The sequence below is a fragment of the Pseudomonas sp. NPDC008258 genome (assembly GCF_042956345.1).
In the GTDB taxonomy this organism is placed as follows: Bacteria; Pseudomonadota; Gammaproteobacteria; order Pseudomonadales; family Pseudomonadaceae; genus Aquipseudomonas.
The window spans coordinates 63284-80270 of record NZ_JBIBGE010000021.1; the positions used below are offsets into that span (position 1 = coordinate 63284).

The 16987-nt window shown below is 63.4% G+C and carries 14 protein-coding genes; 6 read left to right on the forward strand and 8 right to left on the reverse strand.

Translation table 11 applies throughout. The features are described from left to right. The first annotated feature begins 87 nt into the window (after window positions 1–87). Entirely contained in the window at window positions 88–351 is a 264-nt protein-coding gene (locus tag ACFY9W_RS17840) for a DUF4404 family protein (RefSeq protein WP_300023412.1), read from the forward strand. A 143-nt stretch (window positions 352–494) separates the two neighbouring features. Here the strand turns inward: ACFY9W_RS17840 and queF are convergent, their stop codons facing one another. Together queF and ACFY9W_RS17850 are read right to left on the reverse strand one after the other, a co-directional pair. Beyond that, complete coding sequence (gene queF, locus ACFY9W_RS17845; protein ID WP_391132533.1) at window positions 495–1325, reverse strand: NADPH-dependent 7-cyano-7-deazaguanine reductase QueF; 831 nt, start codon at window positions 1323–1325, stop codon at window positions 495–497. Window positions 1326–1392: 67 nt separating this feature from the next. Beyond that, window positions 1393–1917: a plastocyanin/azurin family copper-binding protein gene (locus ACFY9W_RS17850; RefSeq protein WP_391132535.1), complete on the reverse strand. Its 525-nt coding sequence runs from the start codon at window positions 1915–1917 to the stop codon at window positions 1393–1395. Between the two features lie 308 nt (window positions 1918–2225). Here ACFY9W_RS17850 and cinR point away from each other — a divergent pair, with 308 nt between their 5' ends. Further along, window positions 2226–2906, forward strand: coding sequence for a two-component system response regulator CinR (cinR, locus tag ACFY9W_RS17855; protein WP_391132537.1), 681 nt, complete (start codon window positions 2226–2228; stop codon window positions 2904–2906). Beyond that, a complete protein-coding gene (locus tag ACFY9W_RS17860) occupies window positions 2906–4255 on the forward strand; it encodes a heavy metal sensor histidine kinase (RefSeq protein ID WP_391132539.1) in 1350 nt (449 codons plus the stop codon). Before cinR ends, ACFY9W_RS17860 begins: the two co-directional genes overlap by 1 nt. 121 nt (window positions 4256–4376) lie before the next feature. On the opposite strand, the gene ACFY9W_RS17865 is transcribed toward ACFY9W_RS17860, so the two are convergent. The 3 genes from ACFY9W_RS17865 to ACFY9W_RS17875 all read right to left on the reverse strand — a co-directional run bounded on the left by ACFY9W_RS17865 (window position 4377) and on the right by ACFY9W_RS17875 (window position 7621). Then, window positions 4377–5618, reverse strand: a complete 1242-nt coding sequence (locus ACFY9W_RS17865; protein ID WP_391132541.1) for a lipoprotein-releasing ABC transporter permease subunit — start codon at window positions 5616–5618, stop codon at window positions 4377–4379. Window positions 5619–5679: 61 nt separating this feature from the next. Continuing rightward, window positions 5680–6363 carry a lipoprotein-releasing ABC transporter ATP-binding protein LolD gene (lolD, locus tag ACFY9W_RS17870; protein WP_391132543.1) on the reverse strand — a complete coding sequence of 228 codons (684 nt, stop codon included), beginning with the start codon at window positions 6361–6363 and terminating at the stop codon, window positions 5680–5682. Between the two features lie 7 nt (window positions 6364–6370). Beyond that, the gene (locus tag ACFY9W_RS17875) at window positions 6371–7621 is read right to left on the reverse strand and encodes a lipoprotein-releasing ABC transporter permease subunit (RefSeq protein ID WP_391132545.1); all 1251 of its coding nucleotides are present in this window, start codon (window positions 7619–7621) and stop codon (window positions 6371–6373) included. A 93-nt stretch (window positions 7622–7714) separates the two neighbouring features. Between ACFY9W_RS17875 and ACFY9W_RS17880 the strand changes: the two genes are divergently transcribed. Together ACFY9W_RS17880 and ACFY9W_RS17885 are read left to right on the forward strand one after the other, a co-directional pair. Further along, complete coding sequence (locus ACFY9W_RS17880; protein ID WP_391132547.1) at window positions 7715–8299, forward strand: PilZ domain-containing protein; 585 nt, start codon at window positions 7715–7717, stop codon at window positions 8297–8299. 31 nt (window positions 8300–8330) lie between these two features. Then, window positions 8331–9047, forward strand: a complete 717-nt coding sequence (locus tag ACFY9W_RS17885) for a glycerophosphodiester phosphodiesterase family protein (RefSeq protein ID WP_391132549.1) — start codon at window positions 8331–8333, stop codon at window positions 9045–9047. A gap of 48 nt (window positions 9048–9095) precedes the next feature. On the opposite strand, the gene sthA is transcribed toward ACFY9W_RS17885, so the two are convergent. The 3 genes from sthA to ACFY9W_RS17900 all read right to left on the reverse strand — a co-directional run bounded on the left by sthA (window position 9096) and on the right by ACFY9W_RS17900 (window position 13366). Next, a complete protein-coding gene (sthA, locus tag ACFY9W_RS17890) occupies window positions 9096–10490 on the reverse strand; it encodes a Si-specific NAD(P)(+) transhydrogenase (RefSeq protein ID WP_391132551.1) in 1395 nt (464 codons plus the stop codon). A 204-nt stretch (window positions 10491–10694) separates the two neighbouring features. Then, window positions 10695–11666, reverse strand: a complete 972-nt coding sequence (locus tag ACFY9W_RS17895) for an FAD:protein FMN transferase (RefSeq protein WP_391132553.1) — start codon at window positions 11664–11666, stop codon at window positions 10695–10697. Window positions 11667–11902: 236 nt separating this feature from the next. Beyond that, window positions 11903–13366 (reverse strand): glyceraldehyde-3-phosphate dehydrogenase, encoded by a 1464-nt coding sequence (locus ACFY9W_RS17900; protein ID WP_391132555.1) that lies wholly within the window; start codon window positions 13364–13366, stop codon window positions 11903–11905. 167 nt (window positions 13367–13533) lie between these two features. Here ACFY9W_RS17900 and mfd point away from each other — a divergent pair, with 167 nt between their 5' ends. Further along, window positions 13534–16983, forward strand: coding sequence for a transcription-repair coupling factor (gene mfd, locus ACFY9W_RS17905; RefSeq protein ID WP_391132558.1), 3450 nt, complete (start codon window positions 13534–13536; stop codon window positions 16981–16983). Window positions 16984–16987 lie beyond the last annotated feature (4 nt).

Genomic DNA, 16987 nt, shown 5'->3' on the forward strand with positions numbered 1-16987 from the left:
GCAGGTGGATTACGCTGAAGGCAGGCCAGAACCTTTGCCGCTTCGCTGAGGTCCATGGCTTGCCAAGCCATTGATGGAGAACTGCCAATGCCTGCCCGCGAATTGCAAGAGCGCCTGAACAACTTGCGCGAGCAACTGGACCGCAACGTACCGCTTTCGGAAGAGGAATTGGTTGCGTTGCACGAAGAAGCGCGCCAGATCGAGGCGCAACTGAAGCTTGAAGAAGCCACGCCGGACAACAACCTGGTCGATAACGTCCATCTGGCAATCGAACGTTTCGAAGCTGATCACCCGGACGCAACCGCGACCCTGCGCAGCATCGTCAACTCGTTGCACAGCATGGGGATCTGAAATGGCCGGGGCTGCTTTGCAGCCCTTTCGCGACACAAGGCCGCTCCCACAGGTACAACGCAAGATCAGAGGTTTGCGCTGTACCTGTGGGAGCGGCCTTGTGTCGCGAAAGGGGCGCAGAGCGCCCCCAGCGTACCTGAACCTTACTGCCGCACCAGGCGCTTGTTGTCCGGGTTGATCGCCCCGGTGCTACGGTACGGGTTGATATCCAGCCCACCCCGGCGCACATAGCGCGCATACACCGTCAGGTGCTCCGGCTGCAGCAGGTTCTTCAAATCCAGGTAGATGCGCTCCACGCACTGTTCATGGAAGTCGGCATGCTGGCGGAAGCTGATGAGGTAGGTCAGCAAGCTGGCATGGTCAAGCGCCCTGCCCTTGTACTCGACCACCACGCTACCCCAGTCCGGCTGGCCGGTCACCGGGCAGTTCGACTTCAGCAGGTGGCTGTGCAAGGTTTCTTCCACCACCCGCTCCGCGTTGCAATGCAGCAGCTCTGGCTGCGGCTGCTCGTAGTTGCTGATGGCAACGTCCAGCACATCGATGCACTGCCCCGGCAAAGCCGTCACACCCTGGGCCTCGACCTCGGCCAAGGTGCGCACCTTCACGCCTACCGGCTTGCCAGCAGCGGCAGACAGGTCTTTCTCAAGGCAGGCCTGCAGCTCGCCCGGCGAAGCGAACACCGTCTGGTTCAGCGAGTTGAGGTACAGCTTGAACGACTTGGACTCGATGATGTTCGGCGAATCAGCAGGGATGGCGAACTCGCCGATCGCCACCACCGGTTTGCCCGACGGCAGCAGCCAGCTCAGTTCGAAGCAGTTCCAGTAGTCCACGCCCTGCCAGGGCAAAGTCTGCGCGGTGACGCCCAGTTCGGCCCACTTGGCGGTACGCGGAATCGGGAACAGCTGTTCCGGGGAGTAGGTGGCGATGTATTCGCTGGACTTGCCCAGCGGGGAATGTTCGGCAGCAGGATGCATGGAAACTGACCTAGAGGTTCGAATTGCCCCTAGTCTACCGGTTTTGCACCCTGCCTTGGAGCGCAAGTCACTCGATGGTCAGCGCCCCGACCATGCCGGCCTGGTAATGCCCCGGTACGTTGCAGGCAAACTCGATGGGCGCCGACTTGCGGAACGTCCAGGTCAGCTCGGCGCGCTGGCCGGGCATTACCAGCACGGTATTGCCGCCGCCATGACCATGGCCGCCACCATGGTCCATCATCTGGCCGTGGTCCATGCCTTCATGGTTCATACCCTCATGGTTCATGCCCGCCGTGAACAGCTTGCCCTGCATGGCCACCATTTCCTTCTGGTGTTCGGCGTGCATGGCCTTGTCGCCCAGGTTGAATTCGTGGGGCAACTTGCCCTCGTTGACCAGCACGAAGCGCACTGTCTCGCCGGCTTTTACCTGTAGGTTCCTGGGCTCGAAGGCAATGTCCTTGAGTACCACGTCTACAGTACGGGTGGCTTTGGCCGCCGGGGCTGGCTCACCGAAGGCGAAGGTTTGCGACTCGCCGGCAAAGGCAGGCAGGCTGGCCAGGGCAAGAGCGGCGGTGATGAACAGGCGTTTCATGATGACTCCGGGAATACACAACGGGATGCAGCCACATTAGTCAGGGGCGACTGGCAGCTACCTGACAGGCAGATTACAACTTTGTCAGCTTGAGCGTGCCGGTGGTTCGTCACGTATCATTTCAGCCAAAGCCCTGCGGAATATGCAGGGCAACTGCCTTGCACAAAATCCAGAAGGTTGCACGGTCACTGTGGGAGCGGGCATGCCCGCGAAGCAGCCGCCGCGCTGGATGGCACGGGCTTCGCCCGTGTTCGCGGGCGTGCCCGCTCCCACAGGGGCCGCGAAACGCCTGAAACAAGAGTACCTACATGAAACTACTCATCGTCGAAGACCAGGCCCGCACCGGCCAGTACCTGAGCCAGGGCCTGAGCGAGGCCGGTTTTGCCACCGAACTGGCAACCGATGGCGAGACCGGCCAGTTTCTGGCCCTGACCGGCGACCATGACCTGCTGATCCTCGACGTGATGCTGCCCGGCCGGGATGGCTGGCAAATCCTGCAAGCCGTGCGCCAGGCCGGCCTGGACACGCCTGTACTGTTCCTTACTGCCCGCGACGCCGTCGAAGACCGGGTGCATGGCCTGGAACTGGGTGCCGACGATTATCTGGTCAAGCCGTTTGCCTTTTCCGAACTGCTGGCCCGGGTGCGCAGCCTGCTGCGCCGCGGCACCAGCCCCAGCCTGGACACCACCTTGGGCCTGGCCGACCTGCGGCTGGACCTGATCCGTCGCCGCGCCGAACGCGCAGGCCAGCGCATAGACCTGACTGCCAAAGAATTCGCCCTGCTCGAACTGTTGCTGCGCCGCCAGGGCGAAGTACTGCCAAAATCACTGATCGCCTCGCAGGTATGGGACATGAACTTCGACAGCGACACCAATGTGATCGAAGTGGCGATCCGCCGCCTGCGCCTTAAGATCGACGACCCGCACACCCACAAGCTGATCCACACCGTACGCGGCATGGGCTACGTACTTGAAGAGCGCTCCGAGTAATGCGTCGGCTTTCCCTCGGCAGCCGCCTTGCCCTGTTGTTCGCCGCCTGCACCGCCGCCGTCTCGCTCGGCGCCGGCCTGTTGTTCAGCCGGGCCAGCGAGCAGCACTTCGTCGAACTTGACCAGCAACTGCTGGACTCGCGCCTGTCGCTGCTGCGCACCCAGCTGGCAGGCGTCAGCACGCCTGAAGCGCTACAGGCCCGTCTGCCCGCCCTGCGCGATGAACTGAGCCACCAGGCCGACCTGGCCCTGCGCATCAGTGGCAACGATGGCGCCACCTGGTTCGAAAGCCGTACCGGGCTGCCGCTGCCCCCCCTGCCCGCCGGGCTGGCCACCGTGCATGCGCCAGGCACCGACTACCGCAGCCTGGCCGTGCCCCTGGCGCAGGGCACAACAGCGTCGCCGCAACTCACGCTGTACCTCGACATCACTCATCACCAGCACTTCCTGCAAGGCATGCAGCGCTTGATCTGGCTGACGGTCGGTCTGTCTGCGCTGGTCACCGCGTTGCTGGGGGCCTGGGCTGCCCGCAGCGGGCTGCGCCCCTTGCGGCAGATGGGCCAGGTTGCCGCCAGCGTGTCGGCACGCTCGCTCACCACCCGCCTACCGGTGGCGCAAATGCCCGAAGAGCTGGCCGAGCTGGCCAGCAGCATGAATGCCATGCTGCAGCGCCTGGACGATGCCTTCCAGCGCCTGTCGGCGTTTTCTGCCGACATCGCCCACGAGTTGCGTACGCCGCTGTCCAACCTGCTGACCCACACGCAGGTCACCCTCACCCGCCCGCGCAGCCTGGAGGAATACCGCGAAGCGCTGCATGGCAACCTGGAAGAGCTGCAATGGATGGCACAGATGATCAACGACATGCTGTTCCTGGCCAAGGCTGACCACGGCCTGCTGGTGCCAGGGCAAGCACCTTTGGCGCTGCATGAGGAAGTGGATGCGTTGCTGGAGTACTACGCGCCGCTGGCCGAGGACAGTGACGTGCAAATGCTTCGTGAGGGTGAAGCCGTGCTGGACGGTGATCGGCACATGCTGCGCCGGGCACTGTCCAACCTGCTGGATAACGCGCTGCGCTTTACCCCGGCAGGTGGGCAGATCCGGGTGATGTTGGGGCCTGGGCCGAGGATCAGTGTGGCAAACACCGGCGCGGCCATCGACCCCGCTGCTTTACCGCGACTGTTTGACCGTTTTTATCGGGTGGACCCGGCGCGGCGGGAAGGCAGTAGCGAGCATGCGGGGTTGGGTTTGGCGATTACCCGGTCGATCGTACAGGCCCATGGCGGGCGTATTCGGGCGGAGTGTGAGGGGGGCTGGACGCGGTTTGTGATCGTATTCGCCGAAGACAGGTGAAATTGGGGCTGCTCCGCAGCCCATCGCCGGCAAGCCAGCTCCCACAGGACTGCATCAGGCCCAGAGCCTGCGCGGTACCTGTGGGAGCTGGCTTGCCGGCGATGAGGCCCTCGAACCTACCTCAAACCGCCAAACCAATCGCCGGCTGCACCTGCGATGCCCGGTAAGCCGGGTAAATGGTCGCCAGGAAGCTCATCACCAACCCTGCAGCGCAGATCATCACCACATCCCCCCACTGCAACTGCGACGGCAAGCTGCTGACGAAGTACACATCCGAGGTAAAGATGTGCTGCCCGCTCACCCGTTCCAGCCAACCGACGATCTGGCTGACATTGAACGCGGCAATCACACCCAGCACGCCACCAATCAGCGTGCCGACAATGCCGATCAGGCTGCCCTGGACCATGAACGTGCCCATGATCTGCGCCGGCGTGGCCCCCAAGGTGCGCAGGATGGCAATGTCCGACCCCTTGTCGTTCACCACCATCACCAGGGTGGCGATGATGTTGAACGCCGCCACCGCGATGATCATCATCAGCAGCAGGCCGATCATGGTCTTTTCCATCTTCATGGCACTGAACAGGCTGCCCTGGGTGTGCGACCAGTCATCGGCGCGGTAGGCATCGCCCAACCCGGCGGCAATGGCCTTGGACACCTGCGGCGCGGCATACAGGTCGTGCAGCTTCAGGCGCACACCCTGCACCTGGCCCGGTGCCCAGCGCTGCATCTCACCAGCGTCGGCCACGTGGATATAGGCCTGCGAACCATCCAGCTCAGCGCCGACCTTGAAGATACCGACCACCGTCAGGCGCTGCATGCGCGGGGTGATACCACCCGGCTCCTTGCTGATTTCCGGCACGATCAAGGTCAGCTTGTCGCCGGTATTAAGGCGGAAGCGCCGAGCGGTCAGCTCGCCAATGACCACACCGAATTCGCCCGGCTGCAAGTCCTGCAGGCGGCCCTGGACAATGTGCTGGCCAACGATCGAGACCTTGCCCTCTTCGGCCGGGTCGATACCGCCCACCTGGATCGGCTGCATCGCACCCTTGTACGACAGCATGCCCTCCATTTCGGTAATCGGCGCTGCCGCCATCACCGCCGGGTTCTGCGTGGCCGCGTCGGCCACCTTGTGCCAGTCGTCCAGCGGCTGCACGCCAAGGATGGCGGCATGCGGCACCAGGCCGAGAATGCGCGAGCTCATTTCGCGCTGGAAGCCGTTCATCACCGACAACACCACGATCATCGCCAGCACGCCCAGCGACAGGCCGATCATCGAGGTCATCGAGATGAACGAGATGAAGTGGTTGCGGCGCTTGGCTCGGGTGTAGCGCGCGCCGATGAAGATGGGCAAGGGTCTGAACATGTACGGAATCACCCAAAGAAAACAGGAAAACGGGGCGGCACCTGCCACCCCGGGCAGTCGATCAGATCGCCACCAGGTGGCCGTCGTCGAGCTTCAATACACGGTCCATCTGCCGCGCCAGGTTGAGGTCATGGGTGACCACCAGGAACGCCGTGCGCGATGCGCTGGACAGCTCCCGCATCAGCTCCTGGATACCTTGGGCGGTATGGTGGTCGAGGTTACCGGTCGGCTCGTCGAGCATCACCAGGCCTGGGCGGTTGACCAGCGCACGGGCAATCGCCACGCGCTGGCGCTCACCACCGGACAGCTCGGCCGGCTTGTGGTTGAGGCGGTGGCCCAGGCCCACGCGCTTGAGCAGCGCTTCGGCACGTTCGCGGGCTTCGGGAATGGGCGTGCGGCCAATCAGCAGCGGCATGCACACGTTCTCGATGGCGGTGAACTCCGGCAACAGGTGGTGGAACTGGTAGACAAAGCCCAGCTCGCGGTTGCGCAGCAGCCCGCGGGCACGTTCGCCCAGCGCCGACAGTTCTTCGCCTGCCAGCCAGACGCTGCCCTGTGTTGGCCGGTCGAGGCCGCCCAGCAGGTTGAGCAAGGTGCTCTTGCCAGAGCCCGAGCTGCCGACGATGGCAATGCGCTCACCGGCGTGCAGCTCCAGGTTGAGGCCGGACAGCACCTGCACCGACTCCGGGCCCTCGTCGTAGGACTTGCCCAGGTTGCGGCAACTCAGAACGGCTTTATCACTCATGCGCGACTCACTCATAACGTAGCGCCTCTGCAGGCTGGGTGCGGGCCGCACGCCAGGCCGGGTACAGGGTGGCGAAGAAACTCAGGACCAGCGCCGCACCGCAGACCATGTACACGTCCTGGGCCTGGATCTGCGACGGCAGGTAATCGATGAAGTACACGTCGGCGTTGAGGAACTTGTGCCCGATCAGTTTCTCGATGCCGGCAATTGCCGAGCTGACGTTCAGCGCGGCGACGATCCCGACCACGGCACCGATCAGGGTGCCAATCACCCCGATCACCGTGCCCTGGACCATGAAGATGAGCATGATCTGCCCGGGGGTGGCGCCCAGCGTGCGCAAGATGGCAATGTCGCCACGCTTGTCGTTTACAACCATCACCAGGGTGGAAATGATGTTGAACGCAGCCACCGCCACGATCAGCAGCAACAGCAGGCCGATCATGGCCTTTTCCATGCGGATCGCCTGGTACAGGTTGCCGTGGGTACGGGTCCAGTCGCGGCTGTAGTACTCCTGGTCACCCAGCTGCTGGGCGATGCTCCAGGCCACCCGTGGCGCCTGGAACAGGTCATCGAACTTCAAGCGCAGGCCCTGCACCTGGTCGGGCTTCCAGCGGTGCAGGCGGGACAGGTCGCTGATGTTGGTCAGGCCCAGGTAGCCATCGATCTCGCCCGCGCCCACGTGGAAGGTGCCCACTACGGTGAAGCGCTTCATGCGCGGGAACATGCCGGCAGGGGTCACGCTGACCTCGGGGGCGACGAAGGTGAGCTTGTCGCCGATGGCCACGCCCAGCTTGGCCGCGGCCTTGTCGCCGATCATGATGCCCCACTCGCCCGGCGCCAGCTGGTCGAGGCGGCCTTGCAGGACGAAGTTGTCGATGATCGACACCTCACGCTCGCGGGCCGGGTCGATACCGTTGAGCAGCACCTTCTGCACCTTGCCGTCATGGGTCAGCAGGCCCTGCATCTGGGTGAACGGCGCTACCGCCACCACCTGCGGATTCTGCTTTACTTGTTGGGCAAGGGCTGGCCAATTGCCAATGGGCTGGCCGCTCTCCAGCGTGGCATGGGGGATCATGCCCAGCACGCGGGTGCGCATCTCATGGTCGAAACCGTTCATCACCGACAGCACCACGATCATCACCACCACGCCCAGGGCGAGGCCGATCATCGAGGTCAGGGAAATGAACGAGACGAAGTGATTACGGCGTTTGGCACGGGTATAACGCGTGCCGATGAATGCGAAAAGAGGTCTGAACATGTCGGGGCTTGTTCGGATGAAAGGGAACGTCCTTGTGGCGAGGCGCCAACGGCGGCTTTACACTCGGACCACCGCCGCTACCTTGGGTTCGCCATGACGACATTAGACGAAGAAGATCGCCGCGAATACTACCGCATCGAAGATCGGATCGCACTCCAAATCAGCCCCCTCAGCGCGGCCGAAGCCCTTGACCCAGATGTATTGCAAGATGATTCCCCGCTGTTCAACCTGCTCAGCGAACTGCACCTTTCCGACTTTGAGTCGCAGCACCTGCTGCGCCAGCTGAGCGACAAGGACCGCACCCTGGCCGCCTTCCTGAAGGCGCAGAACAAACGCCTCGACCTGCTCAGCGCAGTCGTGGCACAAACCCTGCTCGGCGAAGTGGGCCAGCCGCTGCCGGTGGTCATTTCCGAAGGCGGTATCGAATTTGCGCAAGCCACGCAGATTGCCCCCGGCACCCGGGTAAAAGTGAAAATGGTGCTGATGCCGCGCGCCCATGGCCTTCTGCTGCGCGGCAGGGTCACCCATTGCGACCCGCTTCCTGAAGGCGGCTTTGAGGTGGGCACCGAATTCATCGACATGACCGACGCCCAGCGTCAACTGCTGGCCCGCCATATCCTGCAGCGCCAGCAACAACAACGGCGCCAGCAGCTGGGACAGAACGACCCCGCCTCCTGAGGCCATTTCCCCCCGATTTGAAGGAACGAACGTGACTCTGATCTACGGCCATCGCGGCGCCAAGGGCGAAGCGCCCGAAAACACCCTGACCAGCTTCCGCCAGTGCCTGTCCCACGGCGTCACCCGCTGCGAACTGGACCTGCACCTGTCGGCCGACAACGAGCTGATGGTCATTCATGACCCAACCCTCAAGCGCACCACCGGCAGGCGCGGCAAAGTGGTCGAGCACCCGGCCGCCGACCTGGTGAAGATCGACGCCCGCAAAGGGGGCCCGGGCCATGTGCAACCTTGCCCGATCCCGAAACTGGAAGAGCTGTTCGAGAAGTGCCCGTTCGAACACTGGCAGCTGGAGGTCAAGAGCGCTTCGCGTACCCGCGCCGCCACTACCGTGCTGGCAATCCGCGAACTGGCCCAGCAATACGGTTTGCTGGACAAGGTAACCATCACCTCCAGCTCACGCGAAGTATTGGGCGCTGCCCTGGAACTGGTGCCGGACGTGAAACGCGGGCTGGTAGCCGAATACGCCTGGCTGGACCCGTTGAAGGTGGCACAGAACTACGGCTGCGAGATGCTCGCATTGAACTGGACACTGTGCACCCCCGAGCGCCTGCTCAAAGCACAGGGCCAGGGTTTGCACGTGTCGGTGTGGACGGTCAACGAACCGGCACTGATGCGCAGGCTCGCTGACTTTGGCGTGGACAGCCTGATTACAGACTTTCCCGGTTTGGCCAAGACCACCCTCGGGTAGGGTTGAAATCGGTCTCTCCGACCGGCTCAGGCCACCGGTCGGAGCCGCTCAAAAAAGCCGGTTCAGGCCGTCGTAGGCAGCTACCCGGTAGGCTTCGGCCATGGTCGGGTAGTTGAACGTGGTGTTCACGAAGTACTTCAGGTTATTCAGTTCGCCCGGCTGGTTCATGATCGCCTGGCCGATGTGGACGATTTCCGAAGCCTGGTAGCCGAAGCAGTGCACGCCCAGGATTTCCAGGGTTTCGCGGTGGAACAGGATTTTCAGCATGCCCTGCGGCTCGCCGGCAATCTGCGCACGCGCCATACTCTTGAAGAAGGCCTTGCCCACTTCGTACGGGACCTTGGCCTGGGTCAGCTCTTGCTCGTTCTTGCCGATCGAGCTGATTTCCGGAATGGTGTAGATGCCGGTCGGCACGTCATTGACGAAGCGCCAGCTGCCATTATCGACGATGCTGCCGGCAGCCGAACGGCCCTGGTCATGGGCGGCACTGGCCAGGCTTGGCCAGCCGATCACGTCACCGGCGCCATAGATGTTCGACACGGCAGTGCGGTAGGCCTCATCGACCTCGATCTGGCCACGGCTGTTAACCTTGATGCCGATGTTTTCCAGGCCCAGCTTGTCGGTGTTGCCGGTACGGCCGTTGCACCACAGCAAGGCGTCGGCCTTGATCTTCTTGCCCGACTTCAGGTGCAGGATCACCCCGTTGTCCAGGCCTTCGACGCGCTCATACTCTTCGTTGTGGCGAACGGTGATGTTGTTGTTGCTGAAGTGGTAGCTCAGCGCCTGGGAGATTTCCGAGTCCAGGAAGCTCAGCAGCTGGCCACGGTTGTCCACCAGCTCTACCAGCACGCCCAAACCACTGAAGATCGAGGCGTATTCGCAACCGATCACGCCAGCACCGTACACGATCAGCTTGCGCGGGGTATGGCTGAGGCTGAGGATGGTGTCGCTGTCGTAGACGCGCGGGTGATGGAAGTCGATGTCGGCAGGGCGGTACGGGCGCGAGCCGGTGGCGATGATGATGTGCTTGGCGTTGAGTTTTTCCACCACGCCGTTCGGGCACACGACCTCAACGGTTTGTTCGTCGGCGAAGCTGCCGGTGCCGAAGAACACGTCGACACGGTTACGGGCGTAGTAGCCGGTGCGCGATGCAACCTGCTTGGAAATGACCTTCTCGGCGCTTTTCAGCACGTCAGGGAACGAGAACCAGCGCGGCTCGCCGATGGCACGGAACATCGGGTTGGTGTTGAACTGCATGATCTGCCGCACCGAGTGACGCAGTGCCTTGGACGGGATGGTACCCAGGTGCGTGCAGTTGCCACCGACCTGGCGACGGTCATCGACCATCGCCACCTTGCGCCCTGCTTTGGCGGCGTTCATTGCCGCGCCTTCACCGGCCGGGCCGGAACCCAGCACCACTACGTCGTAGTTGTAGACAGCCATGCGTACTCCTTCAGAACTGGCCCGCAAGCCACGGTCGCTCGCGGGGCGCGATCATGCCGCCGGGGCGTCATGAGAAAATTCGGGTGCAGTCTAATCAAGCGTGAACGCCGCGCACATTAACCCTTGGTCGCGTCGTAGGCCAATTTTGCCCGCACTACATATGGTTCACCCATTCCCTGGCGGCAATCATCCCTGCCTGCGCTTTCAATCGCCTTTCACTGCCCGTTCGAATGCGGGCGTAGCTCGAGAGACGAAGCCACCCTCTACCCGAGTCACCAATACTGCAGCCAGGCCATGCGCCACGGCAAAATCCCAACCACGCTCAGGGCCCAGGATCAGCAGCAACGTCGAATAGCCATCGGCCTGCAGCGCCGAGGCATCGAGCACGGTGACGGCGGCCAGGTCGTGTTGCACCGGGCGCCCGCGGCGGGCATCGAAGGTATGCGAATAGCGCCGGCCATTCTCCTCGAAATAGTGCCGATAGTCACCCGAGGTTGATACTGAAAGGCCATTGACCGGGATGATCTGGCGGGCGATCTGGCGGTCTTCGCGGGGCAACTCAAGGGCAATGCGCCACGGGCTGCCATCGGGCTTGCGGCCGACCGCCTTGAGCTCGCCAGTGGCTTCGGCGACAAAGCTGGTTACGCCCATGGCTTGCAGGCGTGCGGCGATCAGGTCGACAGCGTGGCCGGCGGCGATGCTGTTGAAGTCGAGCTGCACCGGGGCGTCCTTGCACAGGGTGTGACCGTCGATGCGCAAGTGCCAATAGCCCACGCGCTGGCGCACCTGGGCCAGGGTTTGCGGGTCTGGCACCTGCTCGTGGCGGGCCTGGGGGCCAAAGCCCCACAGGTCGAGCAACGGCTCGACGGTAAGATCGAAGGCACCGTCGCTCTGCTCGGCAAGGTGCTGGCCGAGGTTGACCAGCTCGAGCATGTCGGTCGGCAGGGCCAGGCACTGGTTGGCGGGCAACTGGTTGAACTGGCTGACGGCGGAGTCGCCGCGGTAGGTCGAATAATGCTGGTCGATGTCGTGCAGGATGGTTTCGACTGCCGCCTGTACCTGCGCCGGCGCCGGGCCACCGGGCTCGCGCACGTACTGGATGCTGTAGCTGCTGCCCATGGTCGGGCCACCCAGGCGCTCCAGGGTGGGGCCCTGGTTGCAGGCGGTGAGCAGCATCAGCAAGAGACAAATAAATGCGCGCAATATCGAGATCTCGAATGCCTGTACTGGCCCTTTCGCGGGCTCGCCCGCTCCCACAGGAACTTCACTTCCCTCACGACCTGCGATATCCCTGTGGGAGCGGGCGAGCCCGCGAAAGGGCCAGTACAGACACAGTAAATGCCCGATCGTTTCATCAGGCAAAAAAAACGGGAACCCGAAGGTTCCCGTTTTTTCATTGCCTTACAAGCGCATTAGCGTGGAAACGCTGGCGGGTTCACACCGGCCATGTCTTCCATCACGCGAACCACCTGGCAGCTGTAACCGAACTCGTTGTCGTACCAGACGTACAGGACAACGCGGTTGTCATTGGCGATGGTGGCTTCAGCGTCAACCACACCGGCGTGGCGCGAGCCCACGAAGTCGGTCGAAACCACTTCCTGCGAGCTGACGTAGTCGATCTGCTTGTGCAGTTCCGAGTGCATGGCCGTCTGGCGCAGGTACTCGTTGATTTCGTCGCGGTTGGTGGCCTTTTCCAGGTTCAGGTTCAGGATGGCCATCGACACGTTCGGCGTCGGCACGCGAATGGCGTTGCCGGTCAGCTTGCCCTTCAGCACTGGCAGTGCCTTGGCAGCAGCGGTAGCAGCGCCGGTTTCGGTGATAACCATGTTCAGCGGCGCGGCACGGCCACGGCGGCTGCCCTTGTGGAAGTTGTCGATCAGGTTCTGGTCGTTGGTGAACGAGTGAACGGTTTCGACGTGGCCGTTGACGATGCCGTACTTGTCGTTGACAGCCTTGAGCACCGGCACGATGGCGTTGGTGGTGCAGGAAGCAGCCGAGATGATCTTGTCATCAGCAGCGATGTCACCGTGGTTGATGCCGTGCACGATGTTCTTCAGCGCGCCCTTGCCAGGTGCGGTGAGGATCACGCGGGCAGCGCCCGGGCAGGCCAGGTGCTGGCCCAGGCCATCGGCATCACGCCATACGCCGGTGTTGTCGACGATCAGCGCGTTTTCGATGCCGTACTGGGTGTAGTCGACTTCGCTCGGGCTCTTGGCGTAGATAACCTGGATCAGGTTGCCGTTGGCGGTGATGGTGTTGTTGGCTTCATCGATGGTGATGGTGCCATCGAACGGGCCGTGTACCGAGTCACGGCGCAGCAGGCTGGCACGCTTGACCAGGTCGTTTTCGGCGCCCTTGCGCACAACGATGGCACGCAGGCGCAGGCCGTCGCCACCACCGGTCTTCTCGATCAGGATGCGCGCCAGCAGGCGACCGATACGGCCGAAGCCGTACAGGACAACGTCGGTGCCTTTACGGGCCGAAGCGTTCTGCTGGCCAACCACATCGGCCAGCTCTTCACGGACGAACTGCTCGGCAGTGCGGCCATTGCCTTCCTGCTTGAACTTGTTGGCCAGCTTGCCCAGGTCAACCGAAGCGGCGCCCAGTTTCAGCTCGCTCATGGCCTTGAGCAGGGGGAATGTCTCGTGGACGGACAGTTCGGTTTCGTCGGTTTGACGATGACGCGCAAAGCGGTGCGCCTTGAGGATCGAGATAACCGAACGGTTGATCAGGCTACGGCCATAAATCGAGCTCACCACGTTGTTGTTGCGGTAGAGCTGACCGATAAGCGGGATCATCGCTTCAGCCAGGGCTTCACGATCAATCCACTCACCAAGACACTGGTCGGGCTTCTGAGTCACGGGAACCTTCCACATGTAGGGACAGAAAAAAGGGGCTACATTATGACGCCCCGACGCGGAACGGGCAATGAGCGCCTGTCGTGGCGACGCAAGCCAGCATTCACGCCCTTTCGAGCCTGACAGCCGGCACCGTCACCGGTACAATCGGTCTCTTTGCCGCAACGCTTGGAGTGCAATCTCCCGTGTCAGTTCTGCGCCTACCGCACATGTCGGCCACGGCCGGCAAACAAACCTGGGGCAACCTGCCCGGTGCCGCCCTCAGCCTTGCCATCGCCGAGGCTGCCAGCAACGCTGGCCGCTTCACCCTGCTGCTGACGGCCGACAGCCAGGCCGCCGACCGTCTGGAACAGGAGCTGCGCTTCTTTGCCCCGGACCTGCCGGTGCTGCCGTTCCCCGATTGGGAAACCCTGCCCTACGACCTGTTCTCGCCGCACCAGGACATCATCTCCCAGCGCATCGCCAGCCTGTACCGCCTGCCGGAGCTGAGCCACGGCATCCTCGTGGTGCCGGTCACCACCGCCCTGCACCGCCTGGCACCCACGCGTTTCCTGCTGGGCAGCAGCCTGGTGCTGGATGTGGGCCAGACCATCGACGTGGAGCAGATGCGCACGCGCCTGGAGGCCAGCGGCTATCGTTGCGTTGACACCGTTTACGAACATGGCGAGTTCGCCGTGCGCGGCGCCCTGATCGACCTGTTCCCGATGGGCAGCAAGCTGCCGTACCGCATCGACCTGTTCGATGACGAGATCGAGACGCTGCGCACCTTCGACCCCGAAACCCAGCGCTCGATCGACAAGGTGGATTCGGTACGCCTGCTGCCGGCGCGCGAGTTCCCCATGCAAAAAGAGGAAGTCACCCGCTTCAAGGCACGCTTTCGCGAACGCTTCGACGTCGACTTCCGCCGCAGCGCCATCTTCCAGGACCTGGCCAGCGGCATCATCCCCGCCGGTATCGAGTACTACCTGCCGCTGTTCTTCGAAGAAACCTCGACCCTGTTCGACTACCTGCCAGCCGACACCCAGGTGTTCTCGCTGCCCGGCGTGGAGCAGGCCGCCGAACACTTCTGGAACGACGTGCGCGGCCGTTACGAAGACCGCCGCGGCGACCTCAGCCGGCCACTGCTGCCACCGGCCGAGCTGTTCCTGCCGGTGGAAGACTGCTTCGCCCGGCTCAAGCAATGGCCGCGTGTGGTGGCCAGCAGCGAAGACCTCGACCCTGGCGCAGGCCGCGAGCGCTTCCCGGCGCGCGCCCTGCCCAACCTGGCCATCGAGGCAAAGGCCAACCAGCCGCTGGCCGAACTGGCCAATTTCCTTGACCAGTTCCCCGGCCGCGTGCTGTTCACCGCCGAATCGGCGGGCCGCCGCGAAGTGCTGCTGGAGCTGCTGGAGCGCCTGAAACTGCGCCCGCACACCGTCGACGGGTGGGCCGACTTCATCACCGGCAGCGAACGCCTGGCAATCACCATCGCCCCACTGGACGACGGCCTGCTGCTGGACGACCCAGGCCTGGCCCTGATTGCCGAAAGCCCGTTGTTCGGCCAGCGGGTGATGCAACGCCGCCGCCGCGACAAGCGTGGTGAAACTGCCAACGACGCCGTCATCAAGAACCTCACCGAACTGCGCGAAGGCGCGCCGGTGGTGCACATCGACCATGGTGTGGGCCGTTACCTGGGCCTGGCCACCCTGGAAATCGACGGCCAGGCCGCCGAGTTCCTGACCCTGGAATACGCCGAGAACGCCAAGCTGTACGTGCCGGTGGCCAACCTGCACCTGATCGCCCGCTACACCGGCAGCGACGATGCCCTGGCACCGCTGCACCGGCTGGGTTCGGAAGCCTGGCAGAAGGCCAAGCGCAAGGCCGCCGAGCAGGTGCGCGACGTGGCCGCCGAGCTGCTCGACATCTATGCCCGCCGCGCCGCGCGCAAGGGTTATGCGTTTGCCGACCCGTCCGCCGATTACGCCACTTTCAGCGCCGGCTTCCCGTTCGAGGAAACCCCGGACCAGCAAGCCGCCATCGAAGCGGTGCGTGCCGACATGCTGGCACCCAAGCCAATGGACCGCCTGGTGTGCGGCGACGTGGGCTTTGGCAAAACCGAAGTGGCCATGCGCGCCGCGTTCATCGCCGTGCACAGTGGCCGCCAGGTGGCCGTGCTGGTACCCACCACCCTGCTCGCCCAACAACACTACAACAGCTTCCGCGACCGCTTTGCCGACTGGCCGGTGACCGTGGAAGTGATGAGCCGGTTCAAGTCGGCAAAGGAAGTGGCAGCCGCCGCCGCAGACCTGGCCGAAGGCAAGATCGACATCCTCATCGGTACCCACAAGCTGCTGCAGGATGATGTGCGCTTCAAGGACCTGGGCCTGGCCATCATCGACGAAGAACACCGTTTTGGCGTGCGCCAGAAGGAGCAACTCAAGGCCCTGCGCAGCGAGGTCGACATCCTTACCCTGACCGCCACGCCAATCCCGCGCACACTGAACATGGCCGTGGCGGGCATGCGCGACCTGTCGATCATCGCCACGCCGCCGGCGCGCCGCCTGTCGGTGCGCACCTTCGTCATGGAGCAGAACAAGAGCACGGTCAAGGAAGCACTGCTGCGCGAGCTGCTGCGCGGCGGCCAGGTGTATTACCTGCACAACGATGTGAAGACCATCGAAAAATGCGCCGCCGACCTGGCCGAGCTGGTGCCCGAGGCACGCATCGGCATTGGCCATGGGCAAATGCGCGAGCGCGAGCTGGAACAGGTGATGAGCGACTTCTACCACAAGCGCTTCAACGTGCTGGTGGCATCGACCATCATCGAAACCGGTATCGACGTGCCCAGCGCCAACACCATCGTCATCGAGCGCGCCGACAAGTTCGGCCTGGCCCAGTTGCACCAGCTGCGTGGCCGGGTCGGCCGCAGCCACCACCAGGCCTACGCCTACCTGCTCACCCCAACCCGGCAAAAAGTCAGCGCCGACGCCGAGAAACGCCTGGAGGCCATCGCCAACACCCAGGACCTGGGCGCAGGCTTCGTGCTGGCCACCAACGACCTGGAAATCCGCGGTGCGGGCGAACTGCTGGGCGAAGGCCAGAGCGGGCAGATCCAGGCCGTGGGCTTCACCCTGTACATGGAAATGCTCGAACGTGCGGTGAAGGCCATTCGCAAAGGCACCCAGCCGAACCTCGAACAGCCACTGGGCGGTGGCCCGGAGATCAACCTGCGGCTGCCGGCGCTGATCCCCGAGGACTACCTGCCCGACGTGCATGCGCGGCTGATCCTGTACAAGCGCATTGCCTCGGCTGCCGACGAAGACGGCCTGAAGGACTTGCAAGTCGAGATGATCGACCGCTTCGGCCTGCTGCCGGAGCCCACCAAGAACCTGATGCGCCTGACCTCGCTGAAGCTGCACGCGGAAAAGCTCGGCATCAAGAAAGTCGATGCCGGCCCCAATGGCGGCAAGCTCGAGTTCGAGGCCGAAACCCCGGTCGACCCGCTGACCCTGATCAAGCTGATCCAGGGCCAGCCCAAACGCTACAAGTTCGAAGGCGCGACCCAGTTCCGCTTCCTGGTGCCGATGGAACGCCCCGACGAACGCTTCAATACCCTGGAGGCGCTGTTCGAGCGCCTGACCCCACAGCCTGCCTAAGGAA